Source organism: Brevibacterium yomogidense (genome assembly GCF_016107685.1).
GTDB lineage: Bacteria > Actinomycetota > Actinomycetes > Actinomycetales > Brevibacteriaceae > Brevibacterium > Brevibacterium yomogidense.
The window spans coordinates 230,310-246,215 of the sequence record NZ_JABASY010000004.1 but is presented as its reverse complement, the minus strand read 5'-3'; the positions used below and the strand labels follow the sequence as shown (position 1 = coordinate 246,215).

The following is a 15,906-nucleotide window of genomic DNA, read 5'->3' as shown; positions in this document are numbered from 1 at the left end:
TACCGGCACGGGCGGACACGGTTTCAGAGGAGTCGACCAGGGTGGGGTGTCTCACGTGGTGGGAAGGCCGGCGCTTCGCAGCATCCTCACCCGTGCACCCACGCGAGGAACTCCTCCGCGTCGATGACGGGCTTGTTCCAGCCGGCGGCCTTCTTGGCCTTGCCGGACTGGGTGCCGCGCTCCGCGACGACGAGGACGTCCGTCTTCGTCTTCGTCATGGTCGGGACCGGCACCAGTCCGCGCGTCCGGGCGAGGCCCTCCATCTCCTCGCGCTCCAGCGACCCGTAGGTCGCGGACACGACCGTGCCGGTGAAGCACACGCGGGCGCCGCTGATGAGGACCGTGTCCAGCCCCGGCGCCGCGTCGAGTTCGAATCCGTCGGGCAGGACCGGTACCCCGATGTGCGCCTCGACGTCCTTGAGCCGCCCCACGAGTGCCTCCGTCCGATCCGTCACCCGCTCCCACGCGCCCCGCAGCGCTTCCGCGAGGACGAGTGCTGCGTCGTCCTCAGCGGACAGGTTGCCGCCCACGAGGAAGCCGCTCGGATCCCGTCTTCCCTCGGTACCGGAGGTGCGGCTCATGAGGTAACCGCGGCCTCGGGCGAGGGAGGGGAACGGTGTTCCCCCGGACTCCGATGCGCTCCCCCGCACTCCCAGACGCTGCGCGCGGTCGCGGATCGCACGGGCGCGGGCAAGGGCCGTGGGTGCGGTGAGGCCCCGCAGCTCGTCCTGCGTCGCACCGTCGAGGGGCACCTCCACACCCAGCGGCATGGGTTCGACGACGCCGTTGCGCTTCACTTCGAAGTCGATCCAGCCCAGCGTCTCGTCGACACGCACCCCGACGGGGACACGGCCGGCGAGCAGGGGTGACAGCGCCGCCCATGCCTCGGCCAGCAGCGGGGCGAGCTGCACGTCCTCCGTCGTGATCCCGTAGTCGGTGCGGGCGGCGTAGAGGTCGCTCGTCGGGTTGATGACCGTCGTCGCCTCGTCGCCGTCATCGGTGACGACCGCGATCTCCACCGGCCGAGGCCGATACCGGTCCCCCGCATTCCCCACCGTGAGCGCGGACAGGTACACATCCCCCAGTGACGGTGCAGCACTGCCGGAACCTGCCAGGAACCGCCGGATGCGGGAGTCCGACTTCAGGTCGCGGGGCAGCACGTCGCGCTTGAGCACCAGCCCTTCGAGGCTCGTGCAGCGGGACAGTGCGACGTACAGCTGCCCGTTCGCGAACGTCCCACCGGTGAGGTCGACGACGACCCGGTCGAGGGTCTGCCCCTGGCTCTTGTGGATCGTGATCGCCCATGCGAGCTTCATCGGCAGCTGGGTGAAGGTGCCGACGACCTCGTGCGTGAGTGCTCCGCCGCTCACCACCGGGCGGGTGATGTCCCACGTGTGGGGCCGCACCTCCACGGTGCGCTCGTCGCGCAGGCGCACGTGGACGACGGGCTCCCCGTCGTCCCAGGCAATCGCGGTGACCTTGCCGATCGACCCGTTCACCCACCGGTCCGACGGGTCGTTGTTCAGCAGCATGACCTGGGCGCCCACGGTGAGCCCCAGGTCGTCGTCGGCGGGGTGCTCGAACCCGTCGGTGTCCCCACGGACCTCCGCGTGGAACGTCTGCACGGGGTCGGGGAGCCGTTCGAGCATCCGCCGGTTGCGTGCGCGCACGATGCGGTTGGTCGTCGCGAGCGTGAGCCAGAACTCGTCGAGTGACGGCTCGAAGTCCGGGTCGGTGCGGGCGTTGAGCTCTGCACGGGCATCGTCCAGGAGCGCACCGTCCCGCACCGCATTGAGCAGGTCGACGAGCCGCGTGTCCCCCACCTGCCGGAACACGGTGGTGAGTTCGACGACGGGGAACGTGGACCGGTCGAAGGTCTGCGCGGAGAAGAAGTAGGGCGTGCCGTACTGCTGCTCGATGTGGGCGGCTTCGCGGTCGTGGACGACCGGCGGCAGCTGGTACAGGTCGCCCACCAGCACCAGCTGCACTCCCCCGAACGGTGCGCCCGGCTGCGGGCCGAACCGCTCCAGGGCCGCGACGAGCGCGTCGAACAGGTCCGCCCGCACCATGGACGCCTCGTCGATGACGAGGGTGTCCAGGGAGGCGAGCGCCTTCGCGAAGCGACCCGGGAAGTACCCGCTGCCGCGCACCGTCTGCGCGTTGACGCCCAGCGGGAACGAGAACAGCCGGTGGATCGTGTACCCGTCGACGTTGAGCGCGGCGATGCCCGTGGGTGCGACGGTGAGGACGTTCTTGTCCGTCACGTCGAGGAAGTGGCGGATGAGGGTCGATTTGCCGGTCCCCGCACGTCCCGTGAGGAACAGGCTGCGGCCCTCTCCCAGCAGGTCCAGCGCCTCCTGGAACTCGCCGGTGATCTCGAGGGAGGTCACGCCGGGTGCCGTCATCCCGCGGCGATCTCCTGCAGCTTCGCGACCACCTGTGCCTGCGAGGGGTTCGTCTGCGTCGATCCGTCGGAGTAGAGAAGCGTCGGCACCGTCTGGTTGCCGCCGTTCGCCTCCTCGACGACCGCCGCACCGTTGTCGATGTCCTCGATGTTCACCTCCGTGTAGGCGACGCCCGCCTGGTCGAGCTGCGGCTTGAGCCTGCGGCAGTACCCGCACCAGGACGTGGTGAACATCGTGACGGCGCCGGTCTCCGGCAGGAACTGGTCAACGCTCATGGCTCTCCTTCTACGGTTGTGAGGAATGGTGCTCTCACCACCGACAACAGCGTCACGTCAGGGAGTGTTCCCGTGTCACGTCGACGAGGTGGTCGACCGGACCGTGCGCGTCCTCCGGGTCCAGCGACAGCCGCCACGTCGCACCCGACCCGATCGCGCGGGCGAGGTAGCTCAGTGAGGTGGCGACGACCTCGGCGACGGTGTCCGGTGAGGACATGTCCCGTCCCGCGCGGACCGCGTGCGCGGCTTCCGCCGTGATCGCAGCGGCCAGAGTGCAGCCGGTCCCGTGCGTGTGCGGGGTCGCGATGCGGGGGTGGTGGAACTCGCGGAGGAGGACGTCGCCGTCGCGGCCCCAGCCCTCCGCCGCCGAGGTGTCATTCCCCACCCGCACGGCCAGCACGTCGACGAGCCGGTCGCCGTCCATGTGCCCGCCCTTGAGGAGGACCGCCCGGCTGCCGCGGCGCACGAGTTCGACGGCCTGTGCGCGCTGCTGGGCGACGTCGGCGGCCTCGGGCGCGTCATCGCCCAGCAGCAGGGCGGCCTCGGGGAGGTTCGGGGTGATGAGGTCCGCGACCGGGGCCAGCAGGTCGCGCACCGCGCTCACCGCGTCCCTCTGCAGCAGCCGGTGCCCGGAGGTGGCGACCATGACGGGGTCGACCGTGAGGAAGCCCAGCAGGCCGTGGCTGTGGTTGTAGTGGGCGAGTTCGACCAGCTCGCGGGAACCCAGCATCCCCGTCTTCGACGCGTCCACCGGCATGTCGCCCAGCACCGCGTCGAACTGGTCCGCGACGAAGTCCGTGTCGATCGGATAGACGCGGCTCACCCCGTGCGTGTTCTGGGCGACGAGCGCGGTGATGACGGTGGTGCCGTAGACGGCCCGCGCGGTGAACGTCTTGAGGTCCGCGTGGATCCCCGCACCACCCGACGGGTCCGTCCCCGCGATCGACAGCGCGACCGGCGGGCGATGCGCGGCGGGTGGACGGTGTGCGGCGGGCTGGTCCCGGGTCGACGGCTGGTCCGAGGACGGTTGATCCGAGGTGGACGGCTGGTCCGAGGCCCCCTCGTGGTGTCCGGCGGTCATGCGCCGAGATACGCGGTGCGGATCGCGCGGGCCGCCGCCTGCGGATCGGAGCTGGTGCAGATCGCGGACACCACGCAGATGCCCAGGACCGGCGCCTCCCGCAGCTCGGGCGCCCGCTCCGCGGTGATCCCGCCGATCGTCACGGCAGGCAGGCCCATCTCCGCAGCGATCGTCACGAGTGCGGTGATGCGTTCGGGGCCGAAGCCCGCCGGTGCACCCTCCTTGGTCTTCGTGTCGTACACCGGTCCCACGCCCAGGAGGTCGACGAGTGCTTCCCCCGTCGTGGTGTCCCGCAGCGCCGCCGCCGTCGAGAACTGCCCCGGCGTGCGCGCCGACAGGCCCACGAGCGGATCCATGCCCAGCACCTCGCGGACCTCCTCGACCGGGGAGTCCTCCTGCCCCACGTGGAGGTGCACGTCCAGCCCCTCCTCACGCAGCGTCCTCACGACCTCGAGCCGGTCGTCCACGAATACCGCGACGGGACGCTCCGAAGCCGCATCCGGCCCCGAGGCGCCGGCCGTCTCTGTGCCCGCCGCCTCGGCTGGCCCTGAGGCCGGGTCAGCGGCTGATGCAGCGGCCGGCTCGGACACCGGATCAGCGGCAGGGCCGCCCGGCGTGATGGTCCGGCCGATCGCGGCCAGCGCGGCGACGGTGTCCCGCGTCATCTGCGCGACCTCGGCGTCGGAGGAGTCCTTGTCCCGGATCTGGACGATGCCCGCACCGCCGGCGACGGCCTCGGCGACGGTCTGGGCCACCGTCCGGCCGGCGGCCTGGCACATCGCGGTGTCGGTGACGAAGTACAGGCTCCAGTCGTAGGGGGCGAGGCGTGCGGGGGGTGTCATCGGCGAATCCTTTCCACGGTGGTGACCGTGACGTCGACGGCGGTGAGATGGGCCTCGGTGACCGTGTGCAGCGCGTCGACGAACGCGACGGCGAACGATCCGGGGCCCTGGCTGTGCGCTGCCGCGAGCGTGCCGGCGGCGGCGAAGTGTGCGTGTGCGGTGACGACGGCTGCGAAGCGATCGTCCGGGCTTGCGCCCAGGTAGCCGCCGGTGAGAGCGGCGAGCGAGCATCCCGTGCCGACGACCAGCGGCATGAGAGCGGACCCACCGGCTATCCGTGCGACGAGCAGGTGGTCCGGGTCGCCGGGGTCGACGTCGATGACCGCGTCACGGGGACCGGACACGGCGATGACCGCACCGGTGTCGTCCGCGAGGCGTGCGGCGTGGTCGAGGACGTCATCGACCTCGTCGGTCGATTCGATGCCCCGACCTCCCGCGCCGGCTCCTGCGAGCGCCGCGATCTCCGAGGCATTCCCCCGGATGCACGTGGGGCCGGAGCGGGCGAGGCGGCGGATGTGGACGGAGCGGTGATCGGCGGCACCATAGGACACGGGGTCGAGCACCCAGGGTGTGGCGGTGTCCGCCGCCGCGGCCGTGGCCGCATCCGCGGCGAGCAGCTGCTGGCCGGTCGCGGTGCCGAAATTCACGAGGATGCCGTCAGCGATGCGCGCGAACTGGGCCGCGTCCGCCTCGTGGTCCAGCATCGCGGGAGATGCCCCCGCCGCCAGGAGCACGTTCGCACTGAACTGCTGGACGACGGTGTTCGTGATGCACTGGACGAGCGGCACCTGCGCACGCATCCTGCTCAGATGCCCGGCGACGTCGACTGATGTCATGACGATCCCTTCGCTAGTACTGACTAGATCAGGTTCGGTGGGTGTGATCTCAGCCCGTCGGCCCGCACCTGTCCGGGAAACAGTGCGAGGTGGGCACCCCATGTCACTTGCCCCCGCAGTCTAACGCCACGACGACTGCGGCGGGAGGAGGGGGCGTCGCCCCCGAGGAGGCGCAGTGCACCCTGCGGTGTGGCGGTGGGGTGTCGTGCGCATAGGATCGGGTGTCGTCCCTCACATGCCTTCGCATGTCCTCACCCGCTGATCGGAGGCATCATGCCGGAAGTCCAGTTCTCCCACGCCGCCCCCATGGACGGGTCCTTCACGGAGATGATGTCGCTCGAGGAGATCGACACGAACATCTACCGCGCCGGCTACGTCTTCGAAGAGCCGTACGCGCTGTACGGCGGGCAGGTGGCCGCGCAGTCGCTCATGGCGGCGGGACTCACGGTCGACGACGACCGTCAGCCGCACTCGCTGCACGGGTACTTCCTGCGCCCGGGCAACGCGGCGAAGCCCACCGTGTTCCAGGTGTTCCGGGACCGCGACGGCCGGTCGTTCTCCGCACGTCGCGTCGTCGCGTTGCAGGAGGGCAAGGTCATCTTCAGCATGTCCGCGTCCTTCGCCCGCGCCGTGGAGAGCCCGGAGTACGGCGAACCCCTGCCGGTCGCCGAAGCGCCCATGGGCACACCGTCGACTCTGCCGCGGATGTTCGGCTTCGAAGCGCGGACAACGGAACAGGTGTATGACGCGAAGGACTACCCGCTGCGCTTCTGGGCCCGCTGCACGGAGGACCTGGGCGACTCCCAGCTGCTGCACCAGTGCGCACTCACGTACCTGTCGGACATCTCTTCCGGCGTGGGCGCGTACAACACGGACGACTTCAAGTCCGACGCGAGCCTCGACCACGTCGTGTGGTTCCACCAGGCCGTGGACATGAACGGCTGGGTGCTCATGGACCTGCACCCGGAGGCGGTGTCCCACGGGCGCGGCCTGTACCGCGGGCGGTTGGGCGCGGAAGACGGCACCCACCTGGCGACGATCGCGCAGGAGACCCTGTTCCGGCCACGCCGGCAGGGGTGAGGCCCGGGGCTGGGGTGAGGCCCGGGGCTGGGGTGAGGCCCGGGGCTGGGGTGAGGCGCGGGGCTTATGCAGCCACGGCGGCGAGCTCATCGTCGATGAAGCCGCGACGGCTGGCGCGATACCCGAAGAGCGCCATCACGACCGTGACCGCGACGAGCACGAGCAGGATCCCCGACCACTCCCCCGTCTCTCCGTAGACGACACCCACGAGGAACGGACCCACCGCCGCCACGATGTAGCCGAAAGGCTGCACGAACCCGGACACGCGTGCCGTCACCAGCGGGTTCCGGCTGCGCGCCGGGATCAGCGCGAGTGCGGTGGGGAAGCAGAAACCTCCCAGCCCCAGGAGGAGCGCCCACAGCAGCGGCACCGTGTCCGTCGCGAGGTACAGCCCCAGATAGCCCAGGGCGGTGAGTCCCGAGAACAGCACGGGGAACAGCTCCAGCCGGCGCACCCGGTCGATGATGACGGGCATCACGAGACCGCCGACGACATTGAGCCCACCCACCATTGCCAGTGCGACGGACCCCACGGAAGCGGACACCCCGCTGTCGACGTAGATCTGCGGCAGCCAGCCCATCTGGATGTAGGCGTTCATCGACTGCAGGCCGAAGAACAGCATGAGGAAGAGGGCAGTGGGCGCTCGCCACAGCGAGCCGCGGGCACCGGTGGGGTCCGACTGAGCGGCCGCGTCAGTGTCCGCCTGTGTCGCGGCTTCAGCGTCTGGATGTGTCGCTTCGTCAGCGTCCGACGCGGTGTGCTCTGCGGATGTTCCACGCGAATCGCCCGCGGGTGGCGTGTCGCTTGCACCGGCGGGGACGACCCGCGCCCGTCCGGCAGAGGGGAAGTCGTACCCGGTCCGCGCTGCGACGAACACCCAGACGACGACCTGGGCGGCAGCGAGGAATGCCCAGATGAACAGCGCCCAGCGCCACGCGTCGTCACCGCTGAAGAGCAGAGCGCTGAGCGGCCCCAGTGCACCCGAGAGCCCGAGCACGGACGTGTAGATCGTCATGAGTGCCACGATGTGGCGGCCACCGTGGTTCTTGATCCACGCCGGAAGCAGGACGTTCGCCAAGGCGATGCCGGCCACGACGAACGCCGTCAGCGCGATGAAGATCCAGATGTCGCCGACCCAGGGGCGCACGGCCAGACCGATGAGCGTGAGCACCATCCCGCCCGTCAGCATCTTGCTCAGACCGAGTTTCGACGCCAGCGGTACCGCCGCGAGTCCCATGATCGCGAAGAAGAGTCCGGGCATCGCGGTGACGACGCCCGCCAGGGGGCCGCCCGCATCGAGGTCGGTGAGCACGTCGTCCAGCACCGAGCCCAGCGAGGCGATGCCGGCGCGCAGATTGATCGCCGCGACGAACACGGCGAGGAACGCCAGCAGAACAGGCACGTATCGCAGGGGACGGCCGGGAGCTGACGGAACATTCATAGGGACATCCTGCCTTACCAGTGGTGGCACGGTGCGTGAGGGGCCGAACGGCTACGACGGGAACGCGCCCCGGTCGCTGCTCTGGCCCCTGCGCGCGCCGCCTACACAAAACTTCGCCACCTACGTACCTAAAGGCGTGTAGGTGGCGAAGTTTTATGTAGTCCGTGATGTGGCGACCAAATGGACGTGTAGGTGGCGAAGTTTTGTGTAGCTGGTGACGAGCGTGGGACGCGAAGCCCCTGCGACAGCTCACACTGGACGCTTCACACCGACCGCTCCACGCGCATCACGTCAGCAACGTCACACCACTCACTGCGCGTGGTGGTTCGGTGCCTCCACCGTCACACGCCTCACTGCGCGTGGTGGTTCGGTGCCTCCACCGTCACACGCCTCACTGCGCGTGGTAGTTCGGTGCCTCCAACGTCACACCACTCACTGCGCGTGGTGGTTCGGTGCCTCCACCGTCACACGCCTCACTGCGCGTGGTGGTTCGGTGCCTCCACCGTCACACGCCTCACTGCGCGTGGTAGTTCGGTGCCTCCACCGTCATCTGGATGTCGTGGGGGTGGCTCTCCTTGAGGCCCGCCGTGGTGAGGCGCACGAAGCGGCCGCGCTCCTTGAGCTCCGGGATCGTGCGAGCGCCCACGTAGAACATGGTCTGGCGCAGTCCGCCCGTGAGCTGGTTCGCGACCTGCTTGAGCGGGCCCCGGTAGGCGACGCGCCCCTCGATGCCCTCCGGGATGAGGTCCGTGTCGGTCGCGACGTCGGCCTGGAAGTAGCGGTCCTTCGAGTACGACTTGCCCTTGCGAGGGGCCATTGCACCCAGGGAGCCCATGCCGCGGTAGCCCTTGAACTGCTTGCCGTTCACCAGGAGCAGCTCGCCGGGGCTCTCCGCGGTGCCTGCGAACAGGGAGCCCAGCATGACGCAGTCCGCACCGGCGACCATGGCCTTGCCGATGTCGCCGGAGTACTGGAGCCCTCCGTCACCGATCAGGGGGACGCCCGCCTTCCGCGCCGCCTGCGCCGCGAGGTGGATCGCGGTGACCTGCGGGACGCCCACACCTGCGACGACGCGGGTCGTGCAGATGGAGCCGGGGCCCACACCGACCTTGATGGCGTCCGCACCGGCGTCGATGAGCGCCTGAGCGCCCTCTGTCGTCGCGACGTTGCCGCCGATGACCTGGACGTCTCGGAATGCGGGGTCGGTCTTGAGCGTCTTGATCATGTCCATGACGCCGCGTGCGTGTCCGTTCGCCGTGTCGACCACGAGCACGTCCGCTCCGGCCTCAGCGAGCATGCCGGCACGTTCGAGGGCATCACCGTAGAAGCCGACGGCCGCGCCCACCAGGAGGCGACCCTGCCCGTCCTTCGCCGCGTGCGGGTACTCCTCGCTCTTCACGAAGTCCTTGACGGTGATGAGGCCGCGCAGCACGTAGTCGTCGTCGACCAGCGGCAGCTTCTCGACCTTGTGCTGGCGCAGGACGTCGTACGCCTCGTCGGGGTCGACGCCCACCTTCGCGGTGAACAGCGGCGCCTTCGTCATGTATTCGCCGACGGTCGCAGACGCGAACTTGTTCCGAGGGATGAAGCGCAGGTCGCGGTTCGTGATGATGCCCAGCAGCACCCCGCCGTCGTCGACGACGGGGAGACCGGAGATCCGGTACTGGCCGCAGATCTCGTCGAGCTCCTCGAGCGTCCGGTCGGGGCTGATCGTCACGGGGTTGTCGATCATCCCGGACTCCGAGCGCTTCACGTAGTCCACCTGCTCCGCCTGGTCCTCCTTGGACAGGTTGCGGTGGATGATGCCCAGACCGCCGATCCTCGCCATCGCGATCGCCATGCGGGATTCCGTCACGGTGTCCATCGCCGCGGACACCAGCGGGATGTTGATCTCGAGTTCGCGCGTGACGCGAGTCGCGGTGGAGGCCTCCGACGGGATGACGTCGGTATCGCCCGGGAGCAGCAGGACGTCGTCGTAGGTGAGTCCGGTGAGACCGAACGGGTCCCCTGCCACTGTCGAAGATGCCTGATCGCCCGCCATTTGTCCCCCATCACCCTTTGTACAGACTCTGCCGCGTGGGGCGGTTCCGCACATCGCCCACACCGCGTCGCAGCTTTGGGGCAATGCTACTCCGCGGTCTCCACCCGCCGTACATGAGTCTCCTCACGCACGGGCGTCCAATCCCCCCACCGCAGGACGGCTGTGCTCACGGCCGTCCCGTCCCCCAGGCACGGCCCTCCCGTCCCCCACTCATGGCTGTCCCGTCCCCCACTCACGGCACTCCGGTCCCTCACCCACGAGTGCTTGGTCCTTCGCTTTCGAGGATGATTCTCGCCACGGCCTCGCATATCGTTCCCCCATGACCTCTCTGCCCGATTCCTCGGGTCGCCCCGGTGACCTGCATCCCGAGGAAGGTGTGGGTCTTCGCCGCCGACGTCGCCGGTCGAACCCCGTCCCGGAACCCGTGCCTGCGGATTCGTTCGCCGCAGCACCGTCACTCACCGGTCCGACCGTCCGGCTGGAGCAGCTGTCCCACGACCACACCCCGGGCCTGCAGATCGCCGCGGCGGAACTGGGGGATCACTGGTACACGTCCATCCCCGCTCCGCATGACATGAGCGCGGAGACCACGCGGCGCCTGTGCCTGCAGCGCGACGAGTCGATGGTGCCGTACACGGTGATCGACCTGGCGTCGGAGACCCCGGTCGGCATGACGACGTTCATGAACATCGACGAGCACAACCGCCGGGTGGAGATCGGTTCGACGTGGCTGAGCCCGCGCATGCACGGGGGCCGCACGAACCCGGAGATGAAGCTCATGATGCTCACGCGTGCGTTCGACGAACTGGAGTGCATCGCCGTCGAGTTCCGCACCCATTTCCACAACCTGCAGTCCCGGCGGGCGATCGAGAAGCTGGGTGCGAAGCAGGACGGCGTCCTCCGCAGCCACATGCTGCATCGCGGGGTTCTGCGGGACACGGTCGTCTACTCGATCATCGCGGCGGAATGGCCGACGGTCCGGATGGGCCTCGAGCAGCGACTGCTCAAGCACACCTCAGCCTGAACCCACGCGTCCGCGCGACGTCAAGCGTCCGCGCAGACCTCAGTCGTCCGCGTAGGTCTCACGCGATCGCGCGACCTCCCACGCGTCCGCGCGACGTCAAGCGTCCGCGTAGTACTGCGCCGCCGCGTACACGTCGTCGACGTACTGCTGTGACGCGTTGTAGCGGAGGATGCCCCGCACCCATTCGTCGTCGGATCCGAAATCCACTTGCATGCTGCAGAAGTAGTTCGCCGCGGTGAAGGCGGCGTCGTCGATGTGGTGCGGGTCGGCCGTGCCGATGCCGCGCGCGTCGACGGAGTAGCGCTCCCAGGTCTCCGGGATGAACTGCATGGGCCCCACGGCCCGGTCGTACTCGGTGTCCCCGTCCAGCCGACCGTCGTCGGTGTCCCGCACCTCCGCGGTGCCGCCGGTCCCGTCGAGGGGCACGCCGATGATCTCCGGCTTCACGTCGCCGTTCGCCGTCACCGAGGCCCCGCGCAGCCACCCGTGGTGGCTCTCCACCCAGCCCACTCCGGCCAGCGTGTTCCATTCGATCCCGCACCCGGGGTGGCTGTCCGCCGCCCATAGCGAGGCAGATGCGTAGGCTTCCAGCACCCGCTCCGGTATCCCCGTCCGCTCCGACAGGTCGTCGACCCAGCCGGGGTCCACGGCGTAGTCGGAGGCCGGGGATCCGGCCGCCGGTTCCGCACGGCCGTCGTCCTCCGCGCCCGAGGCCGCCGCCACTCCTCCGCCGATCCCCACCGGCTGCGCGGGCTGGGCGGGGGCGCCGTCCGCGGGACCGTAGTCGACCTCGGCGGTGGACGGTGCGGACTGGGGCGCGGGAGTGAGTGCCAGGAACGACACAAGCAGCCACAGGCCTGCCCCCATCGCCAGCACGGTGAGGCTGGCGAGGATGGTGGCGAACACGCGACCGGGAGACATGGGCGGGCACACCTCCAAGGGGCAGCGGGCGCAGGTGGGGACGAGCGGGAATCAGGGGCGCTGGAGCGCGCGGACAACGCTACCGCCTGCGTCATGGTGCCACCTGGGAGCCGGAGGGTGATCTGTGCCGCCTCCCGGACGTCGTGACCGCGACGACCACGACCGCGAGGGGACCTGCGAGGACGGACAGCAGGTCCACCATCGTCATCGTGTACGTGAAGGTGACGCCGGGGATCGCGACACCGGCGGCATCCGCCATCGCGGGTCGCACACGTCCCAGCACGAACGGGAACACGAACGAGCTGGCGCTCCACACGAACGCGAAGGCGTACAGCAGGCGGGTGGGGACCCGGCGGCGGGCGGAGCCCAGCCGCGCTCCGTGCACCACGCGGATGAGGAGGAGCATGAGCAGCAGCCACGCGATGACGCCGAGCACCAGCACTACGATGTACGGCCACGACACCGCCACGGGGACGCCTTCGAACACGACGTCCACCGACCCCATGCCGCCCACCAGTGGGAGGGTGCCATCCATCGTCCTGCCGGTCTCCAGGATCGTCCCCCGGAACGCCAGTGCGGTGACCACCACCGCGACGACGAAGAAGAGCACGGCGAGGCCCCAGAAGAGCACCTCGGCCGCGCCCAGGAGGACGCGGACGGGGCGGCCGGGACGCGACCGCGCACCAGGGGCGACCGCGCCCGGGTGGTCAGCAGCGGATCTCACGTGCCGCCTCCCACCAGGGCACTCGCTGCGAGCAGCATGACGACGGAATTGTTCACGATATGGAGAATGATAGGTGCCTACAGGTTCCGGTGGAAGCGGAGGAGATCGCCGGGCTGGCAGTCCAGCGCGTCGCAGATCGCCTCGAGGGTGCTGTAGCGGATCGCCCGCACATGGTTGTTCTTCAGCAGGGAGAGGTTCGTGACGGACACGCCCACGCGTTCGCTCAGCTGCGTGAGGGTCATTCCCCTCTCCTCCAGCAGGGAGCCCAGGGCACAGCGGATCCGTGTGGGGGCCAACGGCTCGCTCTTCGTCTTGCCGTCGCGGCTCATACGAGGGTCCTGTGCTCGGACCACATGCGCGAACCGGTGGCCAGCACCGCCACGACGACCGCGATGACCGGGCCCACGAAGACTCCCAGCAGGTCTTCGGCCGTCATCGTGTAGGCGAAGGTGACTCCCGGGAGGGCGACACCGGCAGCCTGTGCCATCGCGGGCTGGGTCGCACCCATCACGAACGGTGCCGCGATGGCGACGACGGTCCAGACGGCGGCGAAGGCGTACAGGAAGCGGGGCGTGACGGATCGGAACGGAACACCCGCGCGCAGTCCGCGAGAGATCCGGGCGAGGCACACACACAGGATCGCCCACGAACCCACCACGGCGAGCACAGTGGCGAAGAAGGGCCACGACACTCCAAGTGGCACGTCCTCCAGATAGACGTCGACGCTACCGCCCTCGATCACGCCGCCGTTCTCGATGAGTGAGGCGCCGTCGATGACACGGCCGGTCACCGGGACCTCGCCGAATCCCATCATGATCACCCCGACCAGGCCCAGACCTGCCAGGACCGCAGCCGCCGCCCAGCAGGCGACTTCGAAGACGGCAAGAGTGATGCGGAGGAAACGAGGCGGACGGGGGACGTCGACCTCGGGTGTCAGTTCGATCGCGGACGGTTCGAACTCGGACGGTTCCACAGCGGTCATCGGACACCTCACGTCGGTACGGGGCCGGCTCCAGGTCAGAAGCACCAGCATTATGATAGTCATAATTACGACTGCCATAAAACTCCGTGGGGTCAGCTGCCGACTCGGAGCGTCAGGAAATCACCCGCTCGGCGACTGCCGATCAAGCCGGAGCGGTCTAATCCAGCTGCGCGGGGGCGGGGGTGAGGCTCAGTTCGCTGTCGAACACCCGCCCCTCACCGGTGAGCGGATCGCGGAACTCCAGGCGGCTCGCCAGCAGCTGCAGCGGCGACGACAGGTCGTAGGGGTCGAAGCCGATGTCCACCGGATAGACCGGATCCCCCAGGATCGGCATCCCCCACCCGTACATGTGCACGCGCAGCTGGTGCGTCCGCCCCGTGTGAGGACGCAGCTCGAACTCCCCGATCCGTGGAAGTTCCCCCGCACGATCCGACCCTGCACCGGACGACTCGAGCACACCGTCGGCCCGCCCGGACAGCGGGAGGTCCTCAATCCCCAGCTCCCCCACCAGACGGGCCTCCGTCCGGGAGTTCGGCAGACCGGGCACCTCCCGCACCTGCCGCTCCCCCGACTCCTTGTGGAGCAGGGTGGCGCGGCAGGCGGCCCAGCCGGCCGGCACCTCGGCGACGGAGGGCAGCGCGGCGAGCGCACGATATGTCTTGTGGATGGCTCTCTTCTGGAAGAGCGACTGGTAGGCGCCGCGGGTCTCCGGCCGCTTCGACACGAGCAGCAGACCTGCGGTGACCCGATCCAGCCGGTGGATCGCGACGAGGTCCGGATCGTCCCGCTCGACACGCAGCCGGGTGACGACGCATTCGCGGACGAACCGGCCGTTCGGTGTGCTGGCCAGGAAGTGCGGCTTGTCGATGACCAGCAGGTGGTCGTCCTCGTGAACGACGCCCATCTCCACCGGCGTGCGCTCCTCCGGCGGGACGTAGCGGTGGAACCAGTAGAAGCCACCGGGAACCACGGGATCGTCCAGGGACACCCGGTTCCCGTTCTGATCCGTGAGATCCCGTTCGGTGGTGATCTCGAGGATCTCCTCCTCCGTCGCATCCGGGAAGTCCTCCCGCAGCCACGCCCCCACCGACGGCGGGACGGGCTGGTGCATGCGGGCGTGCATCCCGTGCCCGCCGGGCGCGCGCAGACGTGTCGCAGAGATCCCCTCGCGGGGCAGGAGTGGAGAGGGCATGGCCATGATGACCGATCCTATCGAGCTCGACACCGTCCCCCGCGCCCGGGCGTGTGACAGAATTCCCAGAGCACATTCAGGGACTGCAAGGAGGCACCCATGCGCGTTCGCTCTGCCCTCGGCACTCTTGCCGCACTCACACTCGTCCTCACCGGCTGCGGCCAGGAGGGCACCCCCGAAGCCGACGGCCCGGGATCCGGCGAAGCACCGGAGTACACGGTCGTCGATGACTTCGAACTCAGCGAATCGGACACGTGGTCCGGAGCGAAGGAGCGCGGGCGCCTGCGGATCGGTGTGAAGTTCGACCAGCCGGGGCTTGCGAACGTGGGGCCGGGCGAAACCCGTCCGGAGGGCTTCGACGTGGAGATCGCGAAGCTCGCCGCCGCAGGGCTGGGGTTCTCGGACGACAAGGTCGAATTCGTGGAGACCGTCACCCCCAACCGCGAACCGTTCCTCCAGCAGGGCACCGTCGACATGGTGGTCGCGAGCTACACGATCAACGACGAGCGGAAGAAGGTCATCGACTTCGCCGGCCCGTACTACACCACCGGGCAGGACTTCCTCGTCCTCACGGATTCGGACATCGAGTCGACGGACGACCTGGCGGACACCGTCGTGTGCTCGGTCGACGCGTCGACCTCGGCGATGCGCATCGAGGAGGACTTCCCGGACACGGAGCTCGTCACGTACGACACGTACCCCAAATGCCTCAACGACATCCGTGCCGGTTCCGCCGACGCGATGACGACCGACGATTCGATCCTGCGCGGCTATGCGGCAACAGAAGATGGCGGCTTCCGGGTGCTGGGCGATCAGATCTCCGAGGAGCCCTACGGGATCGGCCTGCCCAAGGACGAAGAGGCACTCCGCAACGCGATCAACGACATCCTCGAGCAGGCGAACGAGGACGGCACGTGGGTCGACGCCTTCGAGTACACCCTGGGCGACTCCTCCGACGTCGAGCAGCCGGAGCCGGAGAGGTACTGACCGCGAGTGGCGAGGCGGGACGGGGCTGCACGGCAGAACGGCTGCGCGGCCGAGCGGCTGCGCGGCCGAGCGACA

At 69.2% G+C, this 15,906-nt stretch carries 15 protein-coding genes and 1 riboswitch; of the genes, 3 read left to right on the top strand and 12 right to left on the bottom strand.

The window, feature by feature from the left end; translation table 11 throughout:
- Nucleotides 1-86 precede the first annotated feature (86 nt).
- The 5 genes from JFC09_RS12040 to thiM form a co-directional block, all read right to left on the bottom strand.
- Entirely contained in the window at nt 87-2,405 is a 2,319-nt protein-coding gene (locus tag JFC09_RS12040; protein WP_198394270.1) for an AAA family ATPase, read from the bottom strand.
- Nucleotides 2,402-2,680, bottom strand: coding sequence for a mycoredoxin (locus JFC09_RS12035; RefSeq protein ID WP_198394269.1), 279 nt, complete (start codon nt 2,678-2,680; stop codon nt 2,402-2,404). Before JFC09_RS12035 ends, JFC09_RS12040 begins: the two co-directional genes overlap by 4 nt.
- A gap of 52 nt (nt 2,681-2,732) precedes the next feature.
- Nucleotides 2,733-3,761 carry a bifunctional hydroxymethylpyrimidine kinase/phosphomethylpyrimidine kinase gene (gene thiD / locus JFC09_RS12030; RefSeq protein ID WP_198394268.1) on the bottom strand — a complete coding sequence of 343 codons (1,029 nt, stop codon included), beginning with the start codon at nt 3,759-3,761 and terminating at the stop codon, nt 2,733-2,735.
- A complete protein-coding gene (locus JFC09_RS12025) occupies nt 3,758-4,603 on the bottom strand; it encodes a thiamine phosphate synthase (protein WP_198394267.1) in 846 nt (281 codons plus the stop codon). The genes thiD and JFC09_RS12025 overlap by 4 nt, the downstream gene beginning before the upstream one ends.
- Nucleotides 4,600-5,439 carry a hydroxyethylthiazole kinase gene (thiM, locus tag JFC09_RS12020; RefSeq protein WP_198394266.1) on the bottom strand — a complete coding sequence of 280 codons (840 nt, stop codon included), beginning with the start codon at nt 5,437-5,439 and terminating at the stop codon, nt 4,600-4,602. Before thiM ends, JFC09_RS12025 begins: the two co-directional genes overlap by 4 nt.
- A riboswitch (TPP riboswitch) is annotated at nt 5,427-5,550 on the bottom strand. It overlaps the preceding gene by 13 nt.
- Before the next feature lie 162 nt (nt 5,551-5,712).
- On the opposite strand from thiM, the gene JFC09_RS12015 reads away from it, so the two are divergent.
- Entirely contained in the window at nt 5,713-6,519 is an 807-nt protein-coding gene (locus tag JFC09_RS12015) for an acyl-CoA thioesterase (protein ID WP_198394265.1), read from the top strand.
- 64 nt (nt 6,520-6,583) lie between these two features.
- Here JFC09_RS12015 and JFC09_RS12010 read toward each other — a convergent pair whose 3' ends face one another.
- Both JFC09_RS12010 and guaB read right to left on the bottom strand, forming a co-directional pair.
- A complete protein-coding gene (locus JFC09_RS12010; RefSeq protein WP_198394264.1) occupies nt 6,584-7,960 on the bottom strand; it encodes an MFS transporter in 1,377 nt (458 codons plus the stop codon).
- A gap of 514 nt (nt 7,961-8,474) precedes the next feature.
- Nucleotides 8,475-10,001, bottom strand: a complete 1,527-nt coding sequence (gene guaB / locus JFC09_RS12005) for an IMP dehydrogenase (protein ID WP_198394263.1) — start codon at nt 9,999-10,001, stop codon at nt 8,475-8,477.
- A gap of 319 nt (nt 10,002-10,320) precedes the next feature.
- On the opposite strand from guaB, the gene JFC09_RS12000 reads away from it, so the two are divergent.
- Nucleotides 10,321-11,025 (top strand): GNAT family N-acetyltransferase, encoded by a 705-nt coding sequence (locus JFC09_RS12000; protein ID WP_198394262.1) that lies wholly within the window; start codon nt 10,321-10,323, stop codon nt 11,023-11,025.
- A gap of 96 nt (nt 11,026-11,121) precedes the next feature.
- Here the strand turns inward: JFC09_RS12000 and JFC09_RS11995 are convergent, their stop codons facing one another.
- The 5 genes from JFC09_RS11995 to JFC09_RS11975 form a co-directional block, all read right to left on the bottom strand.
- Complete coding sequence (locus tag JFC09_RS11995; RefSeq protein WP_232483501.1) at nt 11,122-11,946, bottom strand: lytic transglycosylase domain-containing protein; 825 nt, start codon at nt 11,944-11,946, stop codon at nt 11,122-11,124.
- Between the two features lie 91 nt (nt 11,947-12,037).
- Entirely contained in the window at nt 12,038-12,670 is a 633-nt protein-coding gene (locus tag JFC09_RS11990; protein WP_198394261.1) for a hypothetical protein, read from the bottom strand.
- A gap of 77 nt (nt 12,671-12,747) precedes the next feature.
- Nucleotides 12,748-12,999: a helix-turn-helix domain-containing protein gene (locus JFC09_RS11985; RefSeq protein WP_198394260.1), complete on the bottom strand. Its 252-nt coding sequence runs from the start codon at nt 12,997-12,999 to the stop codon at nt 12,748-12,750.
- Nucleotides 12,996-13,652: a hypothetical protein gene (locus JFC09_RS11980; RefSeq protein WP_198394259.1), complete on the bottom strand. Its 657-nt coding sequence runs from the start codon at nt 13,650-13,652 to the stop codon at nt 12,996-12,998. The genes JFC09_RS11985 and JFC09_RS11980 overlap by 4 nt, the downstream gene beginning before the upstream one ends.
- Before the next feature lie 157 nt (nt 13,653-13,809).
- Complete coding sequence (locus JFC09_RS11975; RefSeq protein ID WP_198394258.1) at nt 13,810-14,850, bottom strand: pseudouridine synthase; 1,041 nt, start codon at nt 14,848-14,850, stop codon at nt 13,810-13,812.
- Nucleotides 14,851-14,943: 93 nt separating this feature from the next.
- Between JFC09_RS11975 and JFC09_RS11970 the strand changes: the two genes are divergently transcribed.
- Nucleotides 14,944-15,831 (top strand): glutamate ABC transporter substrate-binding protein, encoded by an 888-nt coding sequence (locus JFC09_RS11970; protein ID WP_198394257.1) that lies wholly within the window; start codon nt 14,944-14,946, stop codon nt 15,829-15,831.
- Nucleotides 15,832-15,906: the final 75 nt, after the last annotated feature.